This window comes from Streptomyces sp. Ru72 (assembly GCF_002920635.1).
Classification (GTDB): Bacteria; Actinomycetota; Actinomycetes; order Streptomycetales; family Streptomycetaceae; genus Streptomyces.
Map to the genome: position 1 here is coordinate 46,210 of NZ_PQSR01000031.1, position 26,357 is coordinate 72,566.

At 71.0% G+C, this 26,357-nt stretch carries 25 protein-coding genes; 22 read left to right on the forward strand and 3 right to left on the reverse strand.

Features of this window, described 5'->3' with window-relative positions:
• The first annotated feature begins 55 nt into the window (after positions 1-55).
• The gene (locus C3488_RS17090; protein ID WP_103840323.1) at positions 56-565 is read left to right on the forward strand and encodes an ATP-binding protein; all 510 of its coding nucleotides are present in this window, start codon (positions 56-58) and stop codon (positions 563-565) included.
• An 81-nt stretch (positions 566-646) separates the two neighbouring features.
• Here the strand turns inward: C3488_RS17090 and idi are convergent, their stop codons facing one another.
• Together idi and galE are read right to left on the reverse strand one after the other, a co-directional pair.
• Entirely contained in the window at positions 647-1,240 is a 594-nt protein-coding gene (gene idi, locus C3488_RS17095; RefSeq protein WP_103840303.1) for an isopentenyl-diphosphate Delta-isomerase, read from the reverse strand.
• 309 nt (positions 1,241-1,549) lie between these two features.
• On the reverse strand, positions 1,550-2,530 hold the full coding sequence (galE, locus tag C3488_RS17100) for a UDP-glucose 4-epimerase GalE (protein ID WP_103840304.1): 981 nt from the start codon (positions 2,528-2,530) through the stop codon (positions 1,550-1,552).
• A gap of 292 nt (positions 2,531-2,822) precedes the next feature.
• Here galE and C3488_RS17105 point away from each other — a divergent pair, with 292 nt between their 5' ends.
• The 20 genes from C3488_RS17105 (at position 2,823) to C3488_RS17195 (ending at position 24,044) form a co-directional block, all read left to right on the forward strand.
• Entirely contained in the window at positions 2,823-4,628 is a 1,806-nt protein-coding gene (locus C3488_RS17105; RefSeq protein WP_103840305.1) for a DUF5941 domain-containing protein, read from the forward strand.
• A complete protein-coding gene (locus C3488_RS17110) occupies positions 4,625-5,377 on the forward strand; it encodes a sugar phosphate nucleotidyltransferase (protein ID WP_103840306.1) in 753 nt (250 codons plus the stop codon). Before C3488_RS17105 ends, C3488_RS17110 begins: the two co-directional genes overlap by 4 nt.
• On the forward strand, positions 5,365-6,426 hold the full coding sequence (locus C3488_RS17115; protein ID WP_103840307.1) for an iron-containing alcohol dehydrogenase family protein: 1,062 nt from the start codon (positions 5,365-5,367) through the stop codon (positions 6,424-6,426). The genes C3488_RS17110 and C3488_RS17115 overlap by 13 nt, the downstream gene beginning before the upstream one ends.
• Positions 6,404-7,183 carry a CDP-alcohol phosphatidyltransferase family protein gene (locus C3488_RS17120; protein WP_103840324.1) on the forward strand — a complete coding sequence of 260 codons (780 nt, stop codon included), beginning with the start codon at positions 6,404-6,406 and terminating at the stop codon, positions 7,181-7,183. Before C3488_RS17115 ends, C3488_RS17120 begins: the two co-directional genes overlap by 23 nt.
• A 38-nt stretch (positions 7,184-7,221) precedes the next feature.
• Positions 7,222-8,094, forward strand: coding sequence for a glycosyltransferase family 2 protein (locus C3488_RS17125; RefSeq protein WP_103840325.1), 873 nt, complete (start codon positions 7,222-7,224; stop codon positions 8,092-8,094).
• Between the two features lie 101 nt (positions 8,095-8,195).
• Positions 8,196-9,125, forward strand: a complete 930-nt coding sequence (locus C3488_RS17130) for an ABC transporter permease (protein ID WP_103840308.1) — start codon at positions 8,196-8,198, stop codon at positions 9,123-9,125.
• On the forward strand, positions 9,118-9,906 hold the full coding sequence (locus C3488_RS17135) for an ABC transporter ATP-binding protein (protein ID WP_181139056.1): 789 nt from the start codon (positions 9,118-9,120) through the stop codon (positions 9,904-9,906). Before C3488_RS17130 ends, C3488_RS17135 begins: the two co-directional genes overlap by 8 nt.
• Positions 9,907-10,266: 360 nt before the next feature.
• Positions 10,267-11,169, forward strand: a complete 903-nt coding sequence (hpnC, locus tag C3488_RS17140; RefSeq protein WP_103840327.1) for a squalene synthase HpnC — start codon at positions 10,267-10,269, stop codon at positions 11,167-11,169.
• Positions 11,166-12,116 carry a presqualene diphosphate synthase HpnD gene (gene hpnD / locus C3488_RS17145; protein WP_103840309.1) on the forward strand — a complete coding sequence of 317 codons (951 nt, stop codon included), beginning with the start codon at positions 11,166-11,168 and terminating at the stop codon, positions 12,114-12,116. The genes hpnC and hpnD overlap by 4 nt, the downstream gene beginning before the upstream one ends.
• Positions 12,113-12,253, forward strand: a complete 141-nt coding sequence (locus tag C3488_RS42585; protein WP_219822318.1) for a DUF6380 family protein — start codon at positions 12,113-12,115, stop codon at positions 12,251-12,253. Before hpnD ends, C3488_RS42585 begins: the two co-directional genes overlap by 4 nt.
• Positions 12,250-13,695, forward strand: a complete 1,446-nt coding sequence (gene hpnE, locus C3488_RS17150) for a hydroxysqualene dehydroxylase HpnE (RefSeq protein WP_103840310.1) — start codon at positions 12,250-12,252, stop codon at positions 13,693-13,695. Before C3488_RS42585 ends, hpnE begins: the two co-directional genes overlap by 4 nt.
• A complete protein-coding gene (locus tag C3488_RS17155) occupies positions 13,692-14,828 on the forward strand; it encodes a polyprenyl synthetase family protein (protein WP_103840311.1) in 1,137 nt (378 codons plus the stop codon). The genes hpnE and C3488_RS17155 overlap by 4 nt, the downstream gene beginning before the upstream one ends.
• Before the next feature lie 117 nt (positions 14,829-14,945).
• On the forward strand, positions 14,946-16,946 hold the full coding sequence (shc, locus tag C3488_RS17160; protein WP_103840312.1) for a squalene--hopene cyclase: 2,001 nt from the start codon (positions 14,946-14,948) through the stop codon (positions 16,944-16,946).
• Positions 16,946-17,587 carry a 1-hydroxy-2-methyl-2-butenyl 4-diphosphate reductase gene (locus C3488_RS17165; protein ID WP_103840313.1) on the forward strand — a complete coding sequence of 214 codons (642 nt, stop codon included), beginning with the start codon at positions 16,946-16,948 and terminating at the stop codon, positions 17,585-17,587. The genes shc and C3488_RS17165 overlap by 1 nt, the downstream gene beginning before the upstream one ends.
• Before the next feature lie 5 nt (positions 17,588-17,592).
• Positions 17,593-18,615: an adenosyl-hopene transferase HpnH gene (gene hpnH, locus C3488_RS17170; protein WP_103840314.1), complete on the forward strand. Its 1,023-nt coding sequence runs from the start codon at positions 17,593-17,595 to the stop codon at positions 18,613-18,615.
• Positions 18,616-18,619: 4 nt separating this feature from the next.
• Positions 18,620-19,777 carry a flavodoxin-dependent (E)-4-hydroxy-3-methylbut-2-enyl-diphosphate synthase gene (gene ispG / locus C3488_RS17175; RefSeq protein ID WP_103840315.1) on the forward strand — a complete coding sequence of 386 codons (1,158 nt, stop codon included), beginning with the start codon at positions 18,620-18,622 and terminating at the stop codon, positions 19,775-19,777.
• 27 nt (positions 19,778-19,804) lie between these two features.
• Entirely contained in the window at positions 19,805-21,796 is a 1,992-nt protein-coding gene (gene dxs, locus C3488_RS17180) for a 1-deoxy-D-xylulose-5-phosphate synthase (RefSeq protein ID WP_258053468.1), read from the forward strand.
• Positions 21,793-23,190, forward strand: a complete 1,398-nt coding sequence (locus C3488_RS17185; protein WP_103840316.1) for an aspartate aminotransferase family protein — start codon at positions 21,793-21,795, stop codon at positions 23,188-23,190. The genes dxs and C3488_RS17185 overlap by 4 nt, the downstream gene beginning before the upstream one ends.
• 75 nt (positions 23,191-23,265) lie before the next feature.
• Entirely contained in the window at positions 23,266-23,901 is a 636-nt protein-coding gene (locus C3488_RS17190) for a helix-turn-helix domain-containing protein (RefSeq protein WP_103840317.1), read from the forward strand.
• A complete protein-coding gene (locus C3488_RS17195) occupies positions 23,898-24,044 on the forward strand; it encodes a DUF6126 family protein (protein ID WP_181139057.1) in 147 nt (48 codons plus the stop codon). Before C3488_RS17190 ends, C3488_RS17195 begins: the two co-directional genes overlap by 4 nt.
• A 15-nt stretch (positions 24,045-24,059) precedes the next feature.
• Here C3488_RS17195 and C3488_RS17200 read toward each other — a convergent pair whose 3' ends face one another.
• On the reverse strand, positions 24,060-24,857 hold the full coding sequence (locus tag C3488_RS17200; protein ID WP_103840319.1) for a tyrosine-protein phosphatase: 798 nt from the start codon (positions 24,855-24,857) through the stop codon (positions 24,060-24,062).
• A 191-nt stretch (positions 24,858-25,048) separates the two neighbouring features.
• Here C3488_RS17200 and C3488_RS17205 point away from each other — a divergent pair.
• On the forward strand, positions 25,049-26,357 hold a 1,309-nt coding region (locus C3488_RS17205; RefSeq protein ID WP_181139058.1), incomplete at its 3' end, for an alpha-galactosidase.

Consider the following 26,357-nt stretch of genomic DNA (forward strand, 5'->3'; position numbering starts at 1 on the left):
CATTCCCAACACTCGACGTGTGGTGACAATCGAGCGCAAGGGTGGCGACCGGACGATGGAGAGAGAAGGGCGAGGGTCCGGCCCACGCCCTGAAGGCGGCGGAAGGGCGCCGGAAGGCGTGAGGCCGGTGGGCCCGCTGCCGTACGAGGGGGTGTGGCGGTTCACCGCCGCCGCCGTGGACGCCTCGGTGCCGCAGGCGCGGCACGCCGTGCGGGACCTGCTCGTCCGCCAGGGCGTGCCCGTCTCGGACGACACCGTGCAGGCGCTGTTGCTGATCGTCTCCGAGCTGGTCACCAACGCGGTCCGGCACGCGGCGCTGCTGTCGCCGATGCTCGCCGTGGAGGTCGCCGTCGGTCCCGAGTGGGTGCGGGTGGCGGTGGAGGACGACCACCCGTACCGCCCGAGCGCGCTGGAGGCGGACCACGGCCGCACCGGGGGCCGGGGACTGCTCCTGGTGCGGGAGGTGACGAGGGAGGCCGGCGGGGTGTGCGACGTCGAGCACACGGCCGGCGGCGGCAAGGTGATCTGGGCCGCGCTTCCGCTCAAGCCCACGGGCGTCTTCTGAGGCGGCGAGGGCATCCGCTGAGCCGCTCCGGCATCCGCGGACCGTGCGGGTCCGTCCGGACGGTCCGGACGGACCCCCGCTTCACCAGCCCGCGGACGGCCCGGTCAGCTCCCTGATCGCGGGCCGCGCCGCGTCCAGGACCGTCATGAACCACGAGGAGAACCTGTCGTCGGCGTGCCGCTGAGTCAGCTCTTCCGCGGTCACGAACGCCGTCGCCCCGACCTCCTCCGGGTCCGGGTGCGGGGAGGACTGCACCAGACCGACGAAGAGGTGGTTGTACTCCTGCTCCACCAGGCCCGAGTCCGGATCCGGGTGGTTGTAGCGGACCGTGCCCGCCTCGGCGAGCAGCGACGGGGAGACGCCCAGCTCCTCGTACGTCCGGCGGGCCGCCGCCGCGAACGGCGCCTCACCCGGGTAGGGGTGGCCGCAGCAGGTGTTCGACCAGACACCGGGGGAGTGGTACTTGCCCAGCGCCCGCTGCTGGAGCAGCAGCCGGCCCCGCTCGTCGAAGAGGAACACCGAGAACGCCCGGTGCAGCCGGCCCGGCGGCTGATGGGCGGCGAGCTTCTCGGCCGTGCCGATCGTGGTGCCGTTCTCATCGACCAGCTCCAGCATGATGGCTTCGGCGGTGCCGTTCGACGAACTGTGCGTCGCGGTGGCAGGTGTGATCGGCATACCCATCCTTCGCATCGGTTGTCCAGCCCCAAGTCTGCCGTACGAATCCGGCACTCCCGGCACTTCGCTCCTCCCCGCATGTCCCGGCACGGACGCATCGAAAGCGGTCCGGGACCACACGGAGGGGACGCCGGAAGCGGTCGGATACCTGATCGTGCCCGTCACCGCCGAAGGGGAACCGCGCGGGGGCGCGCCCGCGCCAACCCGCGCCGGCGCTCGCGCCGCGCACCCGTGGCGCACCCTGCGAGCCGCTCGGCGGGGTACCCGTGGCGCAACGCCGTGTACCCCGCCGAACGGCTCGCATCGCGCTCAGTCGTGGCGTGCCTCCGGGTGGTGCAGCAGCCAGCCCTGCCAGGCCGACTCCACCATGTCGCGCACCCCGCGCCGGGCCCTCCAGCCCAGCTCCCGCTCGGCGAGCGCGGACGACGCGACCGCCCGCGGCGCGTCCCCGGGGCGGCGCGGCTCGACGACGGCGGGTGTGCTGTCACCGGTCACCTCGCCGATGAGCGTGACGAGCTCCCGTACCGAGACGCCCTCGCCGCGGCCGACGTTGACCGTCAGATCGCCCGTCGCGCCCCCGGCCAGCCGCCGGGCCGCCGCGAGGTGTGCCTCGGCGAGGTCGGCGACGTGGATGTAGTCGCGGACACAGGTGCCGTCCGGTGTCGGATAGTCGTCGCCGAAGATCCGCGGGGCCTCGCCACGGGTCAGCCGGTCGAAGACCATGGGCACGACGTTGAACACGCCCGTGTCGGCCAGCTCCGGCGCCGCCGCGCCCGCCACGTTGAAGTAGCGCAGACACACCGTCGCCATGCCGTGCGCCCGGCCCGCCGCCCGCACCAGCCACTCGCCCGCGAGCTTCGTCTCGCCGTACGGGCTCATCGGGGTGCAGGGTGTGTCCTCCGTGATGAGGTCCACATCCGGGTCGCCGTACACGGCCGCGGACGACGAGAACAGAAACCGTCTGATCCCGGCCTCCGCGACCGCGTCCAGCAGCGTGGCGAGACCGCCCACGTTCTCGCGGTAGTAGTGCGTCGGCCGCTCCACGGACTCGCCGACCTGCTTGCGCGCCGCGAGGTGCACCACACCGGTCACCTGGTGTTCGGCCAGGACACTCTTGAGCAGCTCGCCGTCCAGCGCGGAGCCCCGCACCAGCGCAATGCCCTCCGGAAGCCGCGAGGGAACGCCGGCCGAGAGGTCGTCCAGGACCAGGACGCGCTCACCCTCAGCGACCATCGCCCGCGCCACATGAGCTCCGATGTACCCGGCCCCGCCGGTGATCAGCCACGTCATGGAGCCTCACCCTATGCCCGCCCGGCGAACGCCGTCCGGCTCCGCCCGCTCGGGTGCCGGGAATGGGTGGATCCGCACCCGCGGTTTGTGGCCTGCCCGCCCCATCCCCGATGATGATCGCGGCGGTGGCCGCGCGAACCGGGTCGATCAGCCCATGAACGCCCGGTGAACACGGGATTCCAGGCATCCGATAGCCTCTGCCGACACGCCGCCCGGCCCCTGCCCGGGCGTACCGCATCGCACACATGACCGGCGCCCGTACGTGCGTCGGGCCTTCAGGGAGTGAGTTCGTCTGTCGACCGCCATCCTCACCGGACAGCCGGTCCCCGGATCGTCGCTCGAGGGCGATCTGCGGTCCCTCGGCTTCGACGTGCGGGTCGCCACCGGCACCGGTGACGCCGAGACCCTCCTCGCCGCCGTGCCGGCGGGCCAGCGGGTCGCGATCGTCGACGCCCGCTTCGTGGGGCATCTGCACGCGCTGCGCCTCGGTCTGACCGACCCCCGCTTCCCGGCCGCCGCCGTGCCCGGTGCCGTCACCGCCCAGCCCGCCGCACGACAGGCCCTGACCCGCGCTCTCGCCCGCGAGAACTCCGCGGCCGCCGGCGGGGCGGCCGTGGTCACCGACAACCTCGCCGAGCGCATCGCCGTGGCCCTGGACGCCGACGGCATCCCGGTCCACCGCCCGGATCTCGGCACGCTGGTCGCCGCCGTACCCACCGACCCGCAGTCCCGCAACGAGGCCCGGCAGGCCGTCGCCGCCGTCGACGACGAGGCCGTCCGGCTGCGCAGCGCCGTCAAGGCCCGCGACGGCTTCTTCACCACCCACTTCATCAGCCCGTACTCGCGCTACATCGCGCGCTGGTGCGCCCGCCGCGGTCTGACCCCCAACCAGGTCACCACCGCCTCGCTGATCACCGCCCTGATCGCGGCGGCCGCTGCGGCCACCGGCACCCGCGGCGGTTTCGTCGCGGCCGGCGTCCTTCTGATCCTGTCCTTCGTCCTGGACTGCACCGACGGCCAGCTCGCCCGCTACTCCCTGCAGTACTCGACGCTCGGCGCCTGGCTGGACGCCACCTTCGACCGGGTCAAGGAATACGCCTACTACGCGGGCCTCGCCCTCGGCGCCGCCCGCGGCGGCGACGACGTGTGGGCGCTCGCGCTCGGCGCGATGATCCTGCAGACCTGCCGGCACGTGGTCGACTTCGCGTTCAACGAGGCCAACCACGACGCGACCGCCAACACCAGCCCCACCGCGGCCCTCTCCGACCGCCTGGACAGCGTCGGCTGGACGGTGTGGGTGCGCCGGATGATCGTTCTGCCGATCGGGGAGCGCTGGGCCCTCATAGCCGTCCTGACGGCCGCCACGACCCCCCGTATCACCTTCGTCGTGCTGCTCGTCGGCTGCGCCTTCGCGGCGACGTACACCACTGCGGGCCGGGTGCTCCGGTCGGTGACGCGCAAGGCGCACCGGACCGACCGGGCCGCTCGGGCGCTGGCGGACCTCGCGGACAGCGGGCCGCTCGCCGAGCTGGCGGCCCGTGCCGTCCCGGGCGCACCCCGCAAGACCGCCGTCCTCAGCGCCGCTGCCGGCGCCCTTCTATTGGTGCTCGCTGCCTGGCTCTTCGGCCCCTCCTGGCAGCTCGTCCTGCTCGCCGGCCTCTACGCCCTGCTGTCGGCCGAAGCCGTCACCCACCCCCTCAAGGGCCCCCTCGACTGGCTCGTCCCCCCGTTCTTCCGGGCCGCCGAATACGGCACGGTCCTCGTGCTCGCCGCGAAGTCCGGGGTGAACGGAGTGCTGCCGGCGGCTTTCGGACTGGTGGCGGCCGTCGCCTACCATCACTACGACACGGTGTACCGCATCCGCGGCGACGCCGGCGCGCCGCCGCCCTGGCTGGTGCGCGCGATCGGGGGGCACGAGGGCCGGACGCTGCTCGTCACGGTCCTGGCCGCGACTCTCACCGCGGCACAGTTCAAGGTCGCGCTCACGGCCCTCGCCGGGTACGTGGCCCTCGTGGTGCTCGTCGAGAGCATCCGCTTCTGGGTGGCCGCACACAAGGGCGGCGCACCCGCCGTACACGATGAAGGAGAACCCGCATGATCGGCCTCGTGCTGGCGGCCGGCGCCGGACGGCGCCTGCGCCCCTACACCGACACCCTGCCCAAGGCTCTGGTGCCGGTGGGGCCCGAGGGCGCGGAGGACAGCCTCACGGTCCTGGACCTCACGCTCGGCAACTTCGCCGAGGTGGGCCTGACGGAGGTCGGTGTCATCGTCGGCTACCGCAAGGAGGCCGTGTACGAGCGCAAGGCGGCCCTGGAGCAGAAGTACGGCCTGAAGCTCACCCTGATCGACAACGACAAGGCCGAGGAGTGGAACAACGCCTACTCCCTGTGGTGCGGCCGTGACGCCCTCAAGGACGGCGTGATCCTCGCCAACGGCGACACCGTCCACCCGGTCTCGGTCGAGAGGACCCTGCTCGCCGCCCGCGGCGACGGCAAGAAGATCATCCTCGCCCTCGACACGGTGAAGAACCTCGCCGACGAGGAGATGAAGGTCGTCGTGGACCCCGACAAGGGTGTCCAGAAGATCACCAAGCTGATGGACCCCGCCGAGGCGACCGGCGAGTACATCGGCGTCACCCTCATCGAGGGAGAGGCCGCCGAGGAGCTGGCCGACGCGCTCAGGACCACCTTCGAGCGCGACCCGCAGCTGTACTACGAGGACGGCTACCAGGAGCTCGTGAACCGCGGCTTCAAGATCGACGTGGCGCCGATCGGCGACGTCCCGTGGGTCGAGATCGACAACCACGACGACCTGGCCCGGGGGCGGGAGATCGCGTGCCGGTACTGACGAGGCTCATCCCCTCGCCGGTCGTCGTCGACATCCGTGCGGGTGCCCTCGACGACCTGGCGGGCGTGCTCGCGGACGAGCGCATCTCCCACTCGGGCAAGCTCGCCGTCGCGGTCAGCGACGGCTCGGGCGCCCGGCTGCGGGAGCGGCTCTCCCCGAGCCTGCCCGGTGCCACCTGGTACGAGGTCGGGGGCGGGACCCTCGACGACGCGGTCCGGCTGGCCGGTGAGATGAAGTCCGGCCACTACGACGCGCTCGTGGGGCTGGGCGGCGGCAAGATCATCGACTGCGCCAAGTTCGCCGCGGCGCGCGTCGGCCTGCCCCTGGTCGCCGTGCCCACGAACCTCGCGCACGACGGCCTGTGCTCGCCGGTCGCGACCCTCGACAACGACGCGGGCCGCGGCTCGTACGGAGTGCCGAACCCGATCGCGGTCGTCATCGACCTCAACGTGATCCGAGAGGCACCCGTCCGATTCGTGCGCTCCGGTATCGGTGACGCCATCTCCAACATCTCCGCGGTCGCGGACTGGGAGCTGGCCAACCGCGTCAACGGCGAGAAGATCGACGGCCTCGCCGCGGCCATGGCCCGGCAGGCCGGCGAGGCCGTGCTGCGCCACCCCGGAGGCATCGGCGACAACGACTTCCTCCAGGTCCTCGCCGAGGCGCTGGTCCTCAGCGGCATCGCCATGTCCGTGTCGGGCGACTCCCGCCCCTCCTCCGGCGCCTGCCACGAGATCAACCACGGCTTCGACCTGCTGTTCCCCAAGCGCGCGGCCGCCCACGGCGAGCAGTGCGGCCTGGGTGCCGCCTTCGCGATGTACCTGCGCGGGGCGCACGAGGAGTCGGCGTTCATGGCCCAGGTGCTGCGCCGCCACGGGCTGCCCGTGCTGCCGCAGGAGATCGGCTTCACGGTGGACGAGTTCGTCCGGGTCGTGGAGTACGCCCCGCAGACCCGGCCCGGCCGCTACACGATCCTCGAACACCTCGACCTGAAGCCCGAACAGATCAAGGACACCTACGCCGACTATGTCAAGGCCATCGGTAGCTGAACTCCGGCCCGTCGTGCACCCCGCAGGGGTGAAGGACCGGCGCAGCGGTGAGCACTGGATGGGACGCCTCTACATGCGAGAGGTGTCCCTGCGGGTCGACCGCTACCTGGTGGGCACCAGGGTCACGCCCAACCAGCTCACGTACCTGATGACCGTCTTCGGCGTGCTCGCGGCCCCGGCACTGCTCGTGCCGGGGATCCCGGGCGCGGTGCTCGGCGTCGTGTGCGTCCAGCTGTACCTGCTGCTGGACTGCGTCGACGGCGAGGTCGCGCGCTGGAAGAAGCAGTACTCGCTGGGCGGGGTGTACCTGGACCGCGTCGGCGCCTACCTCACCGATGCCGCCGTGCTCGTCGGCTTTGGTCTGCGCGCCGCCGACCTGTGGGGGAGCGGCCGTATCGACTGGCTGTGGGCCTTCCTCGGGACGCTGGCCGCGCTGGGTGCCGTCCTGATCAAGGCCGAGACCGATCTGGTCGGCGTGGCCCGGCACCAGGCCGGGCTGCCGCCGGTGAAGGAGGCCGCCTCCGAGATGCGCTCCTCCGGCATGGCCCTGGCCCGCAAGGCCGCCGCCGCGCTCAAGTTCCACCGGCTGATCCTGGGCATCGAGGCGTCCCTGCTGATCCTGGTGCTGGCGATCGTGGACACGGTGCGGGGCGACCTGTTCTTCGAGCGGCTCGGCGTCGCCGTGCTGGCGGGCATCGCGCTCCTGCAGACGGTGCTCCACCTCGTGTCCGTCCTCGCCTCCAGCAGGCTGAAATGAGCGGCCCCGCACAGGCCGGCCTCGCACAGGGGGGCGCCATGAAGGTCGGCGCCGTCGTCATCACGATGGGCAACCGCCCGGCCGAGCTCCGCGCCCTCCTCGACTCGGTGGCCAAGCAGGACGGCGACCCCGTGGAGGTGGTCGTGGTCGGCAACGGCTCCCCGGTCCCGGACGTCCCCGAGGGCGTCCGCACCATCGAGCTGCCCGAGAACCTCGGCATCCCCGGCGGTCGCAACGTCGGCATCGAGGCCTTCGGCCCCGGCGGCACCGACGTCGACGTGCTGCTCTTCCTCGACGACGACGGCCTGCTCGCCCGCACCGACACCGCCGAGCTGTGCCGCGAGGCCTTCGCCGCCGACCCCCGCCTCGGCATCATCAGCTTCCGCATCGCCGACCCCGACACAGGCGAGACCCAGCGCCGCCACGTGCCCCGGCTGCGCGCCTCCGACCCGATGCGCTCCTCGCGGGTGACCACCTTCCTGGGCGGCGCCAACGCCGTCCGCACGAAGGTGTTCGCCGAGGTCGGCGGCCTGCCGGACGAGTTCTTCTACGCCCACGAGGAGACCGACCTGGCCTGGCGGGCCCTGGACGCGGGCTGGATGATCGACTACCGGTCGGACATGGTGCTGTACCACCCCGCGACCGCGCCCTCCCGGCACGCGGTCTACCACCGGATGGTCGCCCGCAACCGGGTGTGGCTCGCCCGCCGCAACCTGCCCGCCGTCCTCGTCCCGGTGTATCTGGGCGTCTGGATGCTCCTGACGCTGCTGCGCCGCCCCTCGAGGGCCGCCCTGAGGGCCTGGTTCGGCGGCTTCCGGGAGGGCTGGACGACCCCGTGCGGGCCCCGCCGGCCCATGCGGTGGCGTACGGTCTGGCGGCTTACCCGACTGGGCCGGCCCCCGGTGATCTGACAAGCTCGGTACTCGGAAGCCAGCGGACGAGGGCCCACATCGCGGCTCCCACCCGAGCGCGGGCCCACCGCGCATCCCGAAAACGGAGAGTTTGCCAACCTGTGAGTGAGACAACGCATGACGGGCGCGTCGCGGTGACCGCCGGCCCGTCCGCCGATGGCGGGCTGAGCCCGGCCGAGCTGGCCGCCAAGTACGGCCTCTCGGTGAGCGGTGCCCGGCCCGGACTCGTCCGCTACGTCGGCCAGCTGTGGGGACGGCGTCACTTCATCCTCGCCTTCTCGCAGGCGAAGCTCACCGCCCAGTACAGCCAGGCCAAGCTCGGCCAGCTGTGGCAGGTCGCCACCCCGCTGCTGAACGCGCTCGTGTACTACTTCATCTTCGGGCTGATCCTGAAGGCCAGCCGGGGCATGTCGCACGGGACGTACATCCCGTTCCTCGTGACCGGCGTGTTCGTGTTCACCTTCACCCAGAGCTCGATCATGGCGGGCGTCCGGGCGATCTCCGGCAACCTGGGCCTGGTACGGGCCCTGCACTTCCCGCGCGCGTCGCTGCCCATCTCCTTCGCGCTGCAGCAGCTCCAGCAGCTGCTCTTCTCGATGATCGTGCTGTTCGCCGTCGCCATCGGGTTCGGCAGCTACCCGCGGCTGTCCTGGCTGCTGATCGTCCCGGTCCTGGTGCTGCAGTTCCTCTTCAACACCGGCCTGTCCCTGATTGTGGCGCGGATGGGTGCCAAGACCCCGGACCTCGCCCAGCTGATGCCCTTCATCCTTCGCACCTGGATGTACGCCTCCGGTGTCATGTTCTCCATCCACACCATGCTCGCCGGCCGCCCGGATTGGGTCGTGCGCGCGCTGCAGGCGAATCCGGCCGCCGTCTACATGGACCTGATGCGCTTCGCGCTCATCAAGAACTACGGCGCCGCCAACCTCCCGCCGCACGTGTGGGCCATCGCGCTGTTCTGGGCCGTCGTCGTCTTCGCCGGCGGGTTCGTGTACTTCTGGAAGGCGGAGGAGCGGTACGGCCGTGGCTGAGCAGAACACCGGGGCCAGGGTGCCCACCGTCATCGCCGACGAGCTGCACATCGTCTACCGCGTCAACGGTGCCAGGACCGGCAAGGGCAGCGCGACCGCCGCTCTGAGCCGCATCCTCAAGCGGGGCTCCGACGACGCGGCGCGCGGTGTCCGCAGGGTGCACGCGGTCAGGGGAGTGTCGTTCGTCGCCTACCGCGGTGAGGCCATCGGCCTGATCGGCTCCAACGGATCCGGCAAGTCCACCCTGCTGCGCGCCATCGCCGGACTGCTGCCCCCGGAGAAGGGCAAGGTCTACACCGACGGCCAGCCCTCGCTGCTCGGCGTCAACGCGGCCCTGATGAACGACCTGACGGGCGAGCGCAACGTCATCCTGGGCGGTCTCGCGATGGGCATGTCCCGGGAGGAGATCAAGGACCGCTACCAGCAGATCGTCGACTTCTCCGGCATCAACGACAAGGGCGACTTCATCACCCTGCCGATGCGCACCTACTCCTCCGGCATGGCCGCCCGGCTGCGCTTCTCCATCGCCGCCGCCAAGGACCACGACGTCCTCATGATCGACGAGGCCCTGGCCACCGGCGACCGCGCCTTCCAGAAGCGGTCCGAGGACCGCATCCGGGAACTGCGCAAGGAGGCGGGCACGGTGTTTCTGGTCAGTCACAACAACAAATCCATCCGCGACACCTGCAACCGCGTCCTGTGGCTGGAACGCGGTGAACTCCGGATGGACGGCCCCACAGAAGAGGTCCTCAAGGAGTACGAGAAGTTCACGGGCAAGTGATGCACGCCGTCCAGGGCCCCGTCGCAACGGTTCGGCGGGGCCCCGCGTCTGCAAAGGAAACGTCAACTCGGTTTCGGCGCAGGAATCTTGACGCCAATCGGTGTGTTGTTGTGATGTGCAGGACACCCCGCCGAAGCTCGCTGCGTTGTACAACGTAAGCTGTAACGGTGCTGATTCGCGGCAAGTGGGGCGATAATGCCATACACCCCCACACCTGTCGTGCTGCGCGGACAGCCGGGCGGCGTGTCCGAAAGAGGATGTATTGGGTCGGCGGTGTAGAACGGGAGATGTGACGGCAATGGCTACGGAAGGTCTCCAGCTCCGCGGGGCATGTGCCGTCTCCGCGCCGGGTGGCGAGCGGTGACGCAAGCAGGGACGGCGCGCACCGGCGACCCGGGGCGCGGCACCCTCGACAAGGCCGCGGACGAGAACTTCCCCGTGGCGCCGTTCTTCCTGCCGAAGGCGTGGCGGGAAGACCTCATGGCCGTCTACGGCTTCGCCCGGCTGGTCGACGACATCGGTGACGGCGACCTCGCCCCCGGTGGGGCCGACGCCCGCCTGCTCGGCGTGTCGCCCGAGGAGGCCGAGGACCGCCTGATCCTCCTGGACGCCTTCGAGGCGGACCTGCGCCGGGTCTTCGACGCGACACCCCGTCACCCACTCCTGCGCCGGCTGCGGCCGACGGTCCGGCGCGCCGGCCTCACCCCCGAGCCGTTCCTCGGCCTGATCGCCGCCAACCGCCAGGACCAGCTCGTCAAGCGGTACGAGACGTACGACGACCTCCTCGCCTACTGCGAACTCTCCGCCAACCCGGTCGGCCGCCTCGTCCTCGCCGTGACCGGTACCTCCACCCCCGAGCGAGTCCGCCGCTCGGACGCGATCTGCACGGCGCTGCAGATCGTCGAGCACCTGCAGGACGTCGCCGAGGACCTCGGTCGCGACCGCGTCTATCTGCCCGCCGCGGACATGAAGCGCTTCCACGTCCAGGAGGCGGACCTCGCCACGCCCACAGCGGGCGCATCGGTGCGCGCACTGGTGGCGTACGAAGCAGAACGCGCCCGCGATCTCCTGAATGAAGGCGCCCCCCTGGTGGGTAGCGTCCACGGCAGGCTGAAGCTGCTGCTCGCGGGCTTCGTGGCGGGAGGAAGGGCGGCCATCCACGCGATCGCCGCAGCCCATTACGACGTACTTCCCGGCCCGCCCAAGCCCGGCAAGCTCCGGTTGCTGCGCGAGGTGGGCGTGACTCTGCGAGGAGAGGGGTGATCCGGACCGTGGAGTCGGAAGAACACGTGTCCCCACCGGTACTCGCCGCGTACCGCTACTGCGAGGCCGTGACCGGGCAGCAGGCCCGTAACTTCGCCTACGGGATCAGGCTCCTGCCGACGCCGAAGCGCCGCGCGATGTCGGCGCTCTACGCGTTCTCCCGGCGTGTCGACGACATCGGTGACGGCGAGCTCGCGGCCGACGTCAAGACGGCACGGCTGGAGGAGACCCGCGCGCTGCTGGCCCGTATCCGCGACGAGGAGGTGCCCGAGGACGACACCGACCCGGTCGCGGTAGCCCTCACCCATGCCGCCCGGCACTTCCCGATCCCCCTCGGCGGCCTCGACGAACTCATCGACGGCGTTTTGATGGACGTACGCGGCGAGACCTATGAGACCTGGGACGACCTGAAGGTCTACTGCCGCTGTGTCGCCGGGGCCATCGGTCGGCTCTCGCTCGGCGTGTTCGGCACGGAACCGGGGGCGCGCGGCGCCGAGCGTGCGCCGGAGTATGCCGACACGCTCGGGCTCGCGCTGCAACTCACCAACATCCTCAGAGACGTCCGCGAGGACGCCGAGGGAGGGCGCGTCTACCTCCCCACAGACGATCTCGCCAAGTTCGGCTGTTCGGCCGGGTTCCACGGACCGACACCACCCGAGGGCTCCGACTTCGCGGGCCTCGTGCACTTCGAAGTGCGTCGGGCCCGCGCCCTTTTCGCCGAGGGCTACCGGCTGCTGCCCATGCTCGACCGGCGCAGCGGTGCCTGCGTCGCCGCCATGGCCGGCATCTACCGCCGGCTCCTGGACCGTATCGAGCGCGAGCCGGAGGCCGTGCTGCGCGGCCGGGTCTCGCTGCCCGGGCGTGAGAAGGCGTACGTCGCCGTACGCGGCCTGTCGGGGCTCGACGCGCGGAACGTGTCCCGACGGACCGTCAGGAGGCGTGCGTGATCGACACCCCGGTTCCGTCCGCCACCTCCGAAAAGCGGCAGGCAACCCTCCAGTGCGGCGCGGCGTCCCTGACTGCGACGGCCTGCCGTGCATCGTTCAAGCACCACGGTGGACCGGCACGGGAGGAAGCACGATGAGCGACGGCACCCAGGCGGAGGACCCGGTCGCGGACACCCCGGGTCACCGCGGCATGCCGTCCTCGCCCGGGACGTCCGCAGTGGTGGTCGGCGGCGGACTCGCGGGGATCACGGCCGCCCTGGCGCTCGCCGACGCCGGGGTGCGGGTCACGCTCCTGGAGGGACGGCCGCGGCTCGGCGGACTCGCGTTCTCCTTCCACCGCGGCGACCTGACCGTCGACAACGGCCAGCACGTCTACTTGCGCTGCTGCACCGCGTACCGCTGGTTCCTCGACCGCATCGACGCCTCCACCCTCGCGCCCCTGCAGGATCGTCTCGACGTGCCCGTCCTCGATGCGAACGCCGCACCGGGACGGCGGCTCGGCAGACTACGGCGTGACGCGCTGCCCGTACCCCTGCATCTCGGGCGCAGCCTGGCCACCTATCCGCATCTCTCGCTCGCCGAGCGCGCCAAGGTGGGACGTGCCGCACTGGCGCTGCGAGCACTGGACCTCGCGGACCCCGCGCTCGACGCGCAGGACTTCGGCAGCTGGCTGGCCGCGCACGGTCAGTCGGCGCGTGCCGTGGAGGCACTGTGGGACCTGGTCGGGGTCGCCACCCTCAACGCGGTGGCCGGCGACGCCTCGCTCGGGCTCGCCGCGATGGTGTTCAAGACGGGCCTGCTGTCCGACCCGGGCGCGGCAGACATCGGCTGGGCACGCGTCCCGCTGGGCGAACTGCACGACCGGCTGGCCCGCAAGGCGCTCGACTCCGCGGGCGTCCGTACCGAGCTCCGAACACGCGTCACCTCCATCTCCACTGACGAGAACGGGCTCTGGAGCGTTCAGGTTCCCGGCGAGCGCATCGAAACGGATGCCGTCGTCCTCGCCGTACCGCAGCGCGAGGCCCACGATCTGCTGCCCGCAGGCGCCCTCGAGGCCCCCGAGCGGCTGCTGGACATCGGCACCGCGCCGATCCTCAACGTCCATGTCGTCTACGACCGCAAGGTGCTCAACCGCCCGTTCTTCGCGGCCCTCGGCTCCCCGGTCCAGTGGGTCTTCGACCGCACCGAGGCCTCCGGGCTGCGTGAGGGCCAGTACCTGGCGCTGTCGCAGTCGGCGGCGCAGGGCGAGATCGACGATCCGGTCGCGGTACTCCGCGAGCGCTATCTGCCCGAGCTCCAGCGGCTGTTGCCCGCCACCCGCGGCGCCCAGGTGAAGGACTTCTTCGTGACGCGGGAGCGCACGGCGACGTTCGCCCCCAGCCCCGGCGTCGGGCGCCTGCGGCCCGGCGCCCGCACCAAGGCCCCCGGCCTCTGCCTGGCCGGAGCGTGGACCGCCACCGGGTGGCCCGCGACCATGGAGAGTGCGGTCCGCAGTGGCATCGGTGCGGCGGGCGCCGCACTCGGCGCGCTGGGCTGGTCCGGCGCCCACCTCCCCGATCTCTTCGAGGAGGCGGCATGAGCGTCGATTCGCCGGCAACAGGCCCCCGCACCCCTGGTATCGCAACAAGAGGAGAGACCGTGCCCACTGTGCCCCCGGCCGAGACGGCCGCCCCGAGGACCGCGGTGGACGTGTCCGCGCTGCTGGAGCGCGGCCGGACCCTGGCCACCCCGGTGCTGCGGTCGGCCGTCGACCGCCTGGCGCCGCCGATGGACACCGTCGCCGCCTACCACTTCGGCTGGATCGACGCCCAGGGCAAGCCCGCGGACGGCGACGGCGGCAAGGCCGTGCGCCCCGCGCTGGCCCTGCTGTCCGCCGAGGCCGCCGGCCGTGCGCCAGAGGTGGGCGTGCCCGGCGCGGTCGCGGTCGAGCTGGTGCACAACTTCTCCCTGCTGCACGACGACCTGATGGACGGTGACGAGCAGCGCCGCCACCGCGACACCGTGTGGAAGGTGCACGGCCCCGCGCAGGCCATCCTGGTCGGCGACGCGCTGTTCGCGTTGGCCAACGAGGTGCTGCTGGAGCTCGGCACCGTCGAGGCCGGCCGCGCCGCCCGCCGGCTGACCACCGCCACGCGCGCCCTGATCGACGGTCAGGCGCAGGACATCTCCTACGAGCACCGCGAGCGGGTCACCGTCGCCGAGTGCCTGGAGATGGAGGGCAACAAGACCGGCGCCCTGCTCGCCTGCGCGTCCTCCATCGGTGCGGTCCTCGGCGGCGCGGACGACGCGACGGCCGACGCGCTGGAGAAGTACGGCTACCACCTCGGTCTCGCCTTCCAGGCCGTCGACGACCTCCTCGGCATCTGGGGCGACCCGGAGGCCACCGGAAAGCAGACCTGGAGCGATCTGCGCCAGCGCAAGAAGTCCCTGCCGGTCGTGGCCGCGCTGGCGGCGGGCGGAGAAGCCTCCGAGCGGCTCGGCGAACTGCTCGCAGAGGACGCCAAGAGCAGCGACTTCGAGAACTTCTCGGAGGAGGAGTTCGCCGCGCGCGCCGCGCTCATCGAGGAGGCCGGCGGCCGCGAGTGGACCGCTCAGGAGGCGCGTCGCCAGCACACGATCGCCATCGAAGCCCTGGGCGCCGTCCGGATGCCCCAGGAGGTGCGCGACCGGTTCACGGCGCTCGCCGACTTCGTCGTCGTACGAAAGAGATGATCACTATCGGTCGAATACACCTCGCGTAGTCGCCGGCCGGTGCCCCGAGCGCACGCGCACCGGCCGACGGCGGACCCACAGCAGCACGATTTCGCACGACTGCACGAAGGGGAAGCCATGACAGCGACGACCGACGGAAGCCCCGGGGCCCTGCCGCCCCGCGCTGCCTCGGCCAGCGACACCAGCGAACCGATCCCGGGGGCGGCCGGGGCCGGGGGCACTCGAGACGCCGCCGAGCGCGCCATGCGACGCGCCACAGACTTCCTGCTCGCGCGGCAGGACGCCCAGGGCTGGTGGAAGGGCGACCTCGAGACCAACGTCACAATGGACGCCGAGGACCTGCTGCTGCGTCAGTTCCTGGGCATCCGTGACGAGAGGACCACCCGCGCCGCCGCGCTGTTCATCCGTGGCGAGCAGCGCGACGACGGCACCTGGGCCACCTTCTACGGCGGGCCCGGCGAGCTGTCCACCACCATCGAGGCGTACGTCGCCCTGCGCCTGGCAGGTGACGCCCCGGACGCACCCCACATGGCGAAGGCGTCCGCCTGGATCCGCGAGCAGGGCGGCATCGCCGCCGCCCGCGTCTTCACCCGGATCTGGCTGGCCCTGTTCGGCTGGTGGAAGTGGGAGGACCTGCCCGAACTCCCGCCGGAGCTGATCTGGTTCCCGAAGTGGATGCCGCTGAACATCTACGACTTCGGCTGCTGGGCACGGCAGACCATCGTGCCGCTCACCATCGTCTCCGCCAAGCGCCCGGTACGGCCCGCACCGTTCCCGCTGGACGAGCTGCACATCGACCCGGACGACCCGAACCCCGAGAGAGACCTCGCCCCGGTGGCGAGCTGGGACGGGGTCTTCCAGCGGCTCGACAAGGCGCTGCACCAGTTCCGCAAGGTCGCCCCGCGCCGGCTGCGCAGGGCCGCCATGAACACCGCCGCCCGCTGGATCATCGAGCGGCAGGAGAACGACGGCTGCTGGGGCGGGATCCAGCCGCCCGCGGTGTACTCGGTCATCGCCCTTCACCTGCTCGGTTACGACCTCCAGCACCCGGTGATGCGCGAGGGAATCGCCTCGCTGGACCGTTTCGCCGTATGGCGCGAGGACGGCTCCCGCATGATCGAGGCGTGCCAGTCCCCGGTGTGGGACACCTGTCTCGCGACCATCGCGCTCGCCGACGCGGGTGTGCCCGCCGACCACCCCCAGCTCGTCAAGGCGGCCGACTGGATGCTGGGCGAGCAGATCGTCCGGCCCGGCGACTGGTCGGTGCGCCGTCCTCAGCTGCCGCCGGGCGGCTGGGCGTTCGAGTTCCACAACGACAACTACCCCGACATCGACGACACCGCCGAGGTCGTCCTCGCGCTGCGCCGGGTCAGGCACCACGACCCGGACCGGCTGGAGAAGGCCATCGGGCGCGGGGTGCGCTGGAACCTCGGCATGCAGTCGAAGAACGGCGCGTGGGGCGCCTTCGACGTGGACAACACGAGCCCGTTCCCCAACCGGCTGCCGTTCTGTGACTTCGGCGAGGTCATCGACCCTCCTTCAGCCGACGTCACCGCGCACGTCGTGGAGATGCTCGCGGTCGAGGGCCTCGCCCACGACCCGCGCACCCGCCGCGGCATCGAGTGGCTGCTGGCCGAACAGGAGCCGGACGGCTCGTGGTTCGGACGCTGGGGCGTCAACTACGTCTACGGCACCGGGTCCGTGGTGCCCGCCCTGGTGGCGGCAGGCATTCCGGCCGCGCACCCGGCGATCCGCCGTGCCGTCGCCTGGCTGGAGAGCGTGCAGAACGACGACGGCGGCTGGGGTGAGGACCTGCGCTCCTACAAGGACGCCGGGAAGTGGAGCGGAAAGGGTGCCTCCACCGCCTCGCAGACGGCGTGGGCCCTGCTCGCGCTGCTGGCCGCGGGGGAGAGCGAGTCCAAGGCCGTCGAGCGCGGCATCGAGTTCCTCGCCCAGACCCAGAACGAGGACGGCTCCTGGGACGAGCCGTACTTCACCGGCACCGGCTTCCCCTGGGACTTCTCCATCAACTACCACCTCTACCGTCAGGTCTTCCCGCTCACCGCACTGGGCCGCTATGTGCACGGCGAGTCGTTCGCCAAGGCCAAGGGGAGCTGATGAGCGTCAAGCCCGAGCCGGCCCCGCTGCTGATCGCCTGCGCGCTCGGCATCGAGCACCTCGCCCTGCGCAGCGGCGGTCACAGCGGCGCCGACGGGCCCGTGACCATACTCCGTACGGGTATGGGACCCCGGGCGGCCGAACGCTCGGTCACCCGGTCGCTCGGCGAGCCGGGCTTCGCTCATGCGGCCGTCCTCGCCACGGGCTTCTGCGCGGGACTCGCACCCGGGATGCACCCCGGTGACCTGGTCGTAGCCGAGGAGACGCGGGACCCGCGCGGCACCACCCCGTGCGAGGGCACCGACCTGCTCGTCAAGGAGCTCGTGCGCGCCGTCCCGGGGCGCACCGTCCACACCGGACCGCTCACCGGCTCGGACCACGTCGTCCGTGGTCAGGAGCGCTCCGAACTGCTCGCGACCGGCGCGATCGCGGTCGACATGGAGTCCGCGGCCACGCTCCTGAGCGCCGTTCGGACGGGCGCCCGCCCGGTTGCGGCCGTCCGGGTGGTCGTGGACGCTCCAGAACATGAACTCGTCCGTATCGGCACTGTTCGCGGTGGAATATCAGCTTTCCGTGTTCTTCGTGCCGTGCTGCCTGTTTTCTTTGAATGGCACCGTTCTTTGCTGCTCCCCAGGAGGTGAGCCAGATGGCCATGCCGCTGCGCCAGTCCATCAAGGTGGCGACCTATCTCTTCGAACAGAAGCTGCGCAGGCGGGACAAGTTTCCGCTCATCGTGGAGCTGGAACCGCTCTTCGCCTGCAACCTGAAGTGTGAGGGCTGCGGCAAGATCCAGCATCCGGCGGGAGTGCTCAAGCAGCGCATGCCGGTGGCACAGGCCGTGGGTGCGGTTCTGGAGTCCGGTGCGCCGATGGTGTCGATCGCGGGCGGCGAGCCGCTGATGCACCCGCAGATCGACGAGATCGTACGGCAGTTGGTGGCGCGCAAGAAGTACGTCTTCCTGTGCACCAACGCCATGCTGCTGCGCAAGAAGATGGACAAGTTCACGCCGTCCCCGTACTTCGCGTTCGCCGTGCACATCGACGGCCTGCGTGAGCGGCACGACGAGTCCGTGGCGAAGGAGGGTGTGTTCGACGAGGCGGTGGAGGCCATCAAGGAGGCCAAGCGGCGTGGCTTCCGGGTCACCACCAACTCGACCTTCTTCAACACGGACACCCCGCAGACCGTCATCGAGGTGCTCAACTACCTCAATGACGACCTGAAGGTGGACGAGATGATGATCTCGCCCGCCTACGCCTACGAGAAGGCACCCGACCAGGAGCACTTCCTCGGCGTCGAGCAGACCCGTGAGCTGTTCAAGAAGGCGTTCGCGGGCGGCAACCGAGGCCGCTGGCGGCTCAACCACTCGCCGCTGTTCCTCGACTTCCTCGAGGGCAAGATCGACTTCCCGTGCACGGCGTGGGCGATCCCGAACTACTCGCTCTTCGGCTGGCAGCGGCCCTGCTACCTGATGAGCGACGGGTATGTGCCGACCTACCGGGAGCTGATCGAGAAGACCGACTGGGACAAGTACGGCCGTGGCAAGGACCCGCGCTGCGCCAACTGCATGGCGCACTGCGGCTATGAGCCCACCGCCGTCCTCGCCACCATGGGCTCGCTGAAGGAGTCCCTGCGGGCCATGCGCGAGACCGTCCAGCAGAAGAACGGGTGAGCCGATGACCGCCGTTCCTCTGGGCGTCCCCGAGGTACCGGTCCGGCCGATCGCCGAGCGGCGCGTGTCGCGGCAGATCCATGTCGGGCCGGTGGCGGTCGGGGGCGGGGCCCCGGTGTCGGTGCAGTCGATGACGACGACCCGCACGTCGGACATCGGCGCTACTTTGCAGCAGATCGCGGAACTCACCGCCTCGGGCTGCCAGATCGTCCGCGTCGCCTGCCCCACGCAGGACGACGCGGACGCCCTCGCCACGATCGCGCGCAAGTCGCAGATCCCGGTGATCGCGGACATCCACTTCCAGCCGAAGTACGTGTTCGCGGCGATCGAGGCGGGCTGCGCGGCCGTTCGGGTGAACCCCGGCAACATCAAGCAGTTCGACGACAAGGTCAAGGAGATCGCGAAGGCCGCCAAGGACCACGGCACCCCGATCCGGATCGGGGTGAACGCGGGTTCTCTGGACAAGCGGCTGCTGAAGAAGTACGGCAGGGCGACCCCGGAGGCGCTCGTGGAGTCCGCCCTGTGGGAGGCGTCCCTCTTCGAGGAGCACGACTTCCGGGACATCAAGATCTCCGTCAAGCACAACGACCCGGTCGTGATGATCGAGGCCTACCGGCAGCTGGCCGCCCGGTGCGACTACCCGCTGCACCTCGGTGTGACGGAGGCCGGTCCCGCCTTCCAGGGCACGATCAAGTCGGCGGTGGCGTTCGGCGCGTTGCTGTCGCAGGGCATCGGCGACACGATCAGGGTTTCGCTGTCGGCGCCTCCCGCCGAGGAGGTCAAGGTCGGCATCCAGATCCTTCAGTCGCTGGGTCTCAGGCAGCGGCGCCTGGAGATCGTCTCCTGCCCGTCGTGCGGGCGCGCCCAGGTCGACGTCTACAAGCTGGCGGACGAGGTCACCGCCGGCCTCGAGGGCATGGAGGTGCCGCTGCGGGTCGCGGTCATGGGCTGTGTGGTCAACGGCCCCGGGGAGGCACGGGAGGCGGACCTGGGGGTCGCCTCCGGCAACGGCAAGGGCCAGATCTTCGTCAAGGGCGAAGTCGTCAAGACCGTGCCCGAGTCGAAGATCGTGGAGACCCTCATCGAGGAGGCGATGAGGATCGCCGAGCGGATGGAGAAGGACGGCGTCGGGCCGGGATCGCCGGCCGTCACCGTGAGTTGAACAGCACGGACCGAGAGGGGGCCCGGCGTGACCATTCTGGACGACATCCGGGGACCACGCGACCTGAAGGCGCTGTCCGAGGTACAGCTGAATCAACTGGCCGGGGAGATCAGGGAGTTCCTGATCCACGCGGTCGCCAGGACCGGCGGTCACCTGGGGCCCAATCTGGGGGTGGTGGAACTCTCCATCGCGCTCCACCGGGCCTTCGAGTCACCGGTCGACCGCATCCTGTGGGACACCGGTCATCAGAGTTACGTCCACAAGATCTTGACCGGGCGTCAGGATTTCTCGAAGTTGCGCGGCAAGGGCGGTCTGTCAGGCTATCCGTCGCGTGAGGAGTCCGAGCACGACGTCATCGAGAACAGCCACGCGTCCACCGCGCTCGGCTGGGCCGACGGGCTCGCCAAAGCCCGCCAGGTACAGGGGGAGAAGGGCCACGTCGTCGCCGTCATCGGCGACGGCGCGCTCACCGGCGGCATGGCGTGGGAGGCGCTCAACAACATCGCCGCCGCCAAGGACCGCCCGCTGATCATCGTGGTCAACGACAACGAACGCTCCTACTCCCCTACGATCGGCGGCCTCGCCAACCACCTCGCCACCCTGCGCACCACCGACGGCTACGAGAAGGTCCTGGCCTGGGGCAAGGATGTGCTTCAGCGCACGCCCGTCATCGGCCCCACCCTCTACGAGGCCCTGCACGGCGCGAAGAAGGGCTTCAAGGACGCGTTCGCCCCCCAGGGCCTCTTCGAGGACCTGGGCCTGAAGTACGTCGGCCCCATCGACGGACACGACATACGGGCCGTCGAGTCGGCGCTGCGCCGCGCCAAGCGCTTCCACGGTCCCGTCCTCATCCACTGCCTCACCGAGAAGGGCCGCGGCTACGAGCCGGCCCTGGCCCACGAGGAGGACCACTTCCACACCGTCGGCGTGATGGACCCGCGCACCTGCGAGCCCCTCGCGCCGCCCAAGGCCCCGTCGTGGACCTCGGTGTTCGGCGACGAGATCGCCCGGATCGGAGAGGAGCGCGAGGACGTCGTCGCCATCACGGCGGCCATGCTGCACCCGGTGGGCCTCGGCAGGTTCGCCGAGCGGTTCCCCGACCGGGTGTGGGACGTGGGGATAGCCGAGCAGCACGCGGCGGTCTCCGCGGCCGGTCTCGCCACCGGCGGGCTGCACCCCGTCGTCGCCGTCTACGCCACCTTCCTCAACCGCGCCTTCGACCAGCTCCTGATGGACGTCGCCCTGCACCGCTGCGGCGTCACCTTCGTGCTGGACCGGGCCGGGGTCACGGGCGTCGACGGACCCTCTCACAACGGCATGTGGGACATGTCCGTCCTGCAGGTCGTGCCGGGCCTGAGAATCGCCGCGCCACGCGACGCCGACCAGCTGAGGGCCCAGCTGCGGGAGGCGGTCGCGGTCGACGACGCGCCGACCCTGATCCGGTTCCCGAAGGAGTCGGTGGGCCCGGCGATCCCGGCCGTGGACCGGGTGGGCGGCCTGGACGTGCTGCACCGTGACGAGGCTCCCCAGGTGCTGCTCGTCGCGGTCGGCGTCATGGCGCCCGTCTGCCTCCAGGCCGCCGACCTGCTCCAGGCCCGCGGCATCGGCTGCACGGTCGTCGACCCGCGCTGGGTCAAGCCCGTCGACCCCGCACTGCCGGGCCTGGCCGCCGAGCACCGACTCGTCGCGGTCGTCGAGGACAACAGCCGCTCCGCCGGCGTGGGCTCCGCCGTCGCCCTCGCGCTCGGCGACGCCGACGTCGACGTACCGGTGCGGCGGTTCGGGGTCCCCGAGCAGTTCCTCGCGCACGCCAAGCGCAGCGAGGTGCTCGCCGACATCGGCCTCACGCCCGTGGAGATCGCCGGGCGGATCAGTGCCTGCCTGGCCGCCAGGGAGGAGCTGTCCAAGGAAGAGCTGCCCATGGAAGAGCTGCCCATGGAAGAGCTGCCCATGGAAGAGCTGCCCAAGGATGTGCTGTCCCAGGATGCGCAGTCCCAGGAGAAAGTGAACGCGGAATGACCATCCCCACCGGGCAACGGGAGTTCGACCTCGGCGCGCTCCTGGCCGAGCGCGGGGCCGAGCGGTACGAGCTGCACGCGAAGTACCTCAACCACCAGCTTCCGCGCATGCTCCACACCATCGGATTCGACAAGGTCTACGAGCGGGCCGAGGGCGCCCACTTCTGGGACGCCGAGGGCAACGACTACCTCGACATGCTGGCCGGGTTCGGGGTGATGGGCCTCGGCCGCCACCACCCCGTGGTCCGCAAGGCGCTGCACGACGTACTGGACGCCCGGCTCGCCGACCTCACCCGCTTCGACTGCCAGCCCCTGCCCGGACTGCTGGCGGAGAAGCTGCTCGCCCACAGCCCGCACCTGGACCGGGTGTTCTTCGGCAACAGCGGCACGGAGGCGGTCGAGACCGCGCTGAAGTTCGCCCGGTACGCCACCGGCAGGCCCAGGATCCTGTACTGCACCCACGCCTTCCACGGGCTGACCACCGGGTCGCTCTCCGTCAACGGCGAGGACGGCTTCCGCGACGGATTCGCGCCGCTGCTGCCCGACACCGCCGTCCCGCTCGGCGACCTGGACGCCCTCGCCAGGGAGCTGAGGAAGGGGGACGTTGCCGCCCTCATCGTCGAGCCGATCCAGGGCAAGGGCGTCCATGAGGCCCCGCCCGGCTATCTGCGCGCCGCGCAGGAGCTGCTGCACAAGCACAAGGCGCTGCTCATCGCGGACGAGGTGCAGACCGGCCTCGGCCGCACCGGCGACTTCTACGCCTACCAGCACGAGGACGGCGTCGAGCCCGACCTCGTGTGCGTGGCGAAGGCGCTTTCGGGCGGCTACGTCCCGGTCGGCGCCACGCTCGGCAAGGACTGGATCTTCAAGAAGGTCTACTCGTCCATGGACCGGGTCCTCGTGCACTCCGCCAGCTTCGGGTCCAACGCGCAGGCGATGGCGGCCGGGCTCGCCGTCCTGTCCGTGATGGAGAACGAGCAGGTCGTCGCGAACGCCCGGGCCGTCGGGGAGCAGCTGAAGTCCCGGCTCACCGAGCTCGTCGACAAGTACGAGATGCTCAGCGAGATCCGCGGTCGGGGTCTGATGATCGGCATCGAGTTCGGCCGGCCCGGCTCGCTCAAGCTGCGCAGCCGGTGGACCGTGCTCCAGGCGGCCCGCAAGGGCCTGTTCGCGCAGATGGTCGTCGTGCCGCTGCTGCAGCGCCACCGGATCCTCACCCAGGTCTCCGGCGACCACCTGGAGGTGATCAAGCTGATCCCGCCGTTGATCATCGGTGAGGCGGACGTCGACCGGTTCGTGGACGCCTTCACCGCGGTGATGGACGACGCACACGGCGGTGGGCTGATGTGGGACTTCGGCAAGACGCTGATCAAGCAGGCGGTGGCGAACCGCTGACCCGCCGGGAGCCGGAGTTTTTGCCTCTCAGGCAAGAAATTTGCCGGTCAGGCAAAGCTCCGGCTCAATGGAGGCATGAGCTCCCCTGAGATCGATCCCGACCCCGGGACCGAGGACGGGCCGTCCGAGGACCTGCCCGTCGTGGCGCCACAGCTGCGTGCGCTGCGCCGCCGCGCCGGGCTGACCCTGGAGGCCGCGGCCCGTGCAGCCGGGCTCTCGCCCGCGCACCTGTCCCGGCTGGAGACCGGCCGGCGTCAGCCGTCGCTGCCCATGCTGCTGGCGCTCGCCCGTATCTACGGTACGACCGTCTCCGAACTGCTCGGCGAGACCCTCGCCGACCGGGACGCCGTCGTGCGCGCCGCCGACATGGAGCCGACCCGGGCGGGTGGCTGGGTGTACTGGCAGGCGGGCGGCCCCGCACGAGGCATGCAGGCCCTGCGGGTGCGCATCCCTTACGGCACCCAGGGCGACATCGTGCGCGTGCACCCGGGCGAGGAGTGGCTGTACGTCCTCAAGGGGCGGCTGCGGCTGCGCCTCGGCGACTCCACCCACGTACTCGCGCCGGGCGACAGCGCGCACTTCGACTCGCTCACCCCGCACCGCCTCGTCGCAGCCGACCACGACGGCACCGAGCTGCTCTTCGTCCACACCCTGCTGCAGAGCCCGACCGCCGCGCTCTGCCTCGGACCCACCCCTGGAGAGATGCCATGACCGAGCAAACGGAATCCCGCCCCCGCAGGGTGATGGAGGAGAAGTTCCCGCGCGGACTGTGGGTGCGGCTGATCGTCTACATCGCGGTCGGCCACCTGTTCGCCGCCTTCATCTACCTGCTGTTCCAGGTGGGCGCGAAGTGAGCGCCCGAGGGCACCTCAGTCCAGCAGCCGGTCGCGCAGCCGCTCCCGCACCGCGGGCGTGATCTGCAGCCCCTTCTCCAGATAGGTCTCGACACCGCCCCAGGTCTCCTCGACGGTCTCCATCGCCGCCGCCAGATACTCGGCGCGCGCGTCGAAGAGGGGGCTGAGCAGCTCCATCACCTCGGGGGAGTACGCGTCGGGCGACGAGCCGTTGCGGCGCACCTTGTAGCGGCGGTGCTTCGCGTTCGACTCCAGATAGTCCGCGACGATCGCCTCACGCTCGACCCCGAGGGCGAGGAGCGTCACCGCGATCGACAGCCCCGCGCGGTCCTTGCCCGCGGCGCAGTGCATCAGCGCGGGCACGCTGTCCTCGGCCAGCGCGTGCAGCACCTGGGAGTGCTCGGCCGTGCGCTCCTTGATGATCGTGCGGTACGACAGGATCATCCTGTTCTCCGCCTTGCCGTCGGCGAGCAGCGCGCGCAGCTGCTCCAGGTCGCCGTCGCGGACCATCTTCCAGAACTCGGCGCCGTGCGCCGGGTCGGTCAGCGGCAGGTTGACGTTCCGGACGCCGGGCAGGTCGACGTCCGGGCCCTCCAGCTTCTTGTCCGCCGCGTTGCGGAAGTCGAAGATCGTATGCAGGCCCAGCGAGGTGAGGAAGGCCGCGTCCCGCTCCGTCGCGTGCGCGAGGTGGCCGCTGCGGAAGAGCACTCCGCTCCGCACCCGCCGTCCGTCCACGGTCGGCAGGCCACCCACGTCGCGGAAGTTGCGTACGCCGGTCAGCTCGGGCTCGGTAGACGGGACCTGCTGCGTCACGAGGGCTCCTCCCATCCGTCCACCGGCGCTGCTCGCCGGCGGGCCGCGCCTCGACGATACGGCACCGTGTGATCAGGCGATCGTCCGCTGCAGAGCGGCACGCATCACGGACAGGCGTTGCCCGTTCGGCACCTCAGACCCCATGATGTCCGGACCTGATCGCACCTGTTCGAATGTGTGGGAGCATGATGATGCTGGAGATCGCCGCGGACGGCCGCACCTGGCTGCTGTCAGGGCCCACAAGCAGCTACGCTCTGCGGCTCGCCGAGGACGACACGCTGCTGCACCTGCACTGGGGCCCGCGGATCGCTCTCGCCGACGCCGAGGCGCTCGCGGCCCTCCCGGCACCGCCGTACCGGCCCTTCGAGGCACCGCTCGACGGCCGCGAGGAGTACCCGGTCGAGGGCGGCCCTCGTTTCGTACGCCCCGCCCTGTCCGTGCGCACCGAGGAGCGGCGCGGCACCGAGTGGACGTTCGAGTCCTATGAGGCCGACGGCGACGAGCTGCTGCTGCGGTTTACCGACGCCGGACTCCGGATCACCCTCCATTACCGGATGCGCGGCGATGTCGTGGAGCGCTGGGTGACGCTCGCCAACCACGGCCCCGCCCCCGCCGAACTCCTGCGCGCCGACTCCGCCACCTGGACCCTGCCCGAGCGCGAGGGCTGGCACCTCTCCCACCTGCACGGCCGTTGGGCGGCCGAGTCCCGGCTGGTGCGGTCCGACCTCACCTACGGCGAGAAGGTCATCGGCAGCCGCCGCGGCCACACCGGCCACCAGCACCTGCCGTGGGTGGCGCTCGACACGGACGCGACGGAGGAGAGCGGCGAGGTCTACGGCTGCGCGCTCGCCTGGTCGGGCAGCTGGCGGATCGCCGTGGCCCAGCTCCCGGACGCCCGGGTGCAGATCACCGGCGGTGCCGGGTACGACGATTCGGGTCTGCTGCTCCTCGCGCCGGGAGAGACGTACACCACCCCCGTCTTCGCGGGCCTGTGGAGCGACGGCGGCCACGGCGGCGCGAGCCGCGCCTGGCACGCCTACCAGCGCGCGCACATCATCCCGGACGCCGACCAGGACCGCCCCGTGCTCTACAACTCCTGGGAGGCCACCGAGTTCGACATCTCCGAGGAGCAGCAGGGGGCGCTGGCGCGGCGGGCGGCGGCCATGGGGGTGGAGCTGTTCGTGGTCGACGACGGCTGGTTCGGCACCCGTACCAGCGACCGCGCCGGGCTCGGCGACTGGCAGCCCAACCCCGACCGCTTCCCCTCCGGCATCAAACCGCTCGCCGACTACGTGCACGCCCTCGGGATGCAGTTCGGCATCTGGGTCGAGCCCGAGATGGTCAACCCGGACAGCGACCTCTACCGCGCCCACCCCGACTGGGTGCAGTACCAGCCGGGACGCAAGCGGACGGAGTTCCGCAACCAGCTCGTGCTCAACCTCGCCCGCGAGGACGTCCAGGAGTACCTCTGGGAGCAGCTCGACGCCCTGCTCTCCAGTG

Coding starts and splice junctions, on each gene's coding strand:
- C3488_RS17090 (WP_103840323.1), top strand. CDS start 56: ATGGAGAGAGAAGGGCGAGGGTCCGGCCCACGCCCTGAAGGCGGCGGA.
- idi (WP_103840303.1), bottom strand. CDS start 1,240: ATGCCGATCACACCTGCCACCGCGACGCACAGTTCGTCGAACGGCACC.
- galE (WP_103840304.1), bottom strand. CDS start 2,530: ATGACGTGGCTGATCACCGGCGGGGCCGGGTACATCGGAGCTCATGTG.
- C3488_RS17110 (WP_103840306.1), top strand. CDS start 4,625: ATGATCGGCCTCGTGCTGGCGGCCGGCGCCGGACGGCGCCTGCGCCCC.
- C3488_RS17120 (WP_103840324.1), top strand. CDS start 6,404: ATGTCAAGGCCATCGGTAGCTGAACTCCGGCCCGTCGTGCACCCCGCA.
- C3488_RS17125 (WP_103840325.1), top strand. CDS start 7,222: ATGAAGGTCGGCGCCGTCGTCATCACGATGGGCAACCGCCCGGCCGAG.
- hpnE (WP_103840310.1), top strand. CDS start 12,250: ATGAGCGACGGCACCCAGGCGGAGGACCCGGTCGCGGACACCCCGGGT.
- C3488_RS17155 (WP_103840311.1), top strand. CDS start 13,692: ATGAGCGTCGATTCGCCGGCAACAGGCCCCCGCACCCCTGGTATCGCA.
- shc (WP_103840312.1), top strand. CDS start 14,946: ATGACAGCGACGACCGACGGAAGCCCCGGGGCCCTGCCGCCCCGCGCT.
- C3488_RS17165 (WP_103840313.1), top strand. CDS start 16,946: ATGAGCGTCAAGCCCGAGCCGGCCCCGCTGCTGATCGCCTGCGCGCTC.
- hpnH (WP_103840314.1), top strand. CDS start 17,593: ATGGCCATGCCGCTGCGCCAGTCCATCAAGGTGGCGACCTATCTCTTC.
- ispG (WP_103840315.1), top strand. CDS start 18,620: ATGACCGCCGTTCCTCTGGGCGTCCCCGAGGTACCGGTCCGGCCGATC.
- C3488_RS17185 (WP_103840316.1), top strand. CDS start 21,793: ATGACCATCCCCACCGGGCAACGGGAGTTCGACCTCGGCGCGCTCCTG.
- C3488_RS17190 (WP_103840317.1), top strand. CDS start 23,266: ATGAGCTCCCCTGAGATCGATCCCGACCCCGGGACCGAGGACGGGCCG.
- C3488_RS17195 (WP_181139057.1), top strand. CDS start 23,898: ATGACCGAGCAAACGGAATCCCGCCCCCGCAGGGTGATGGAGGAGAAG.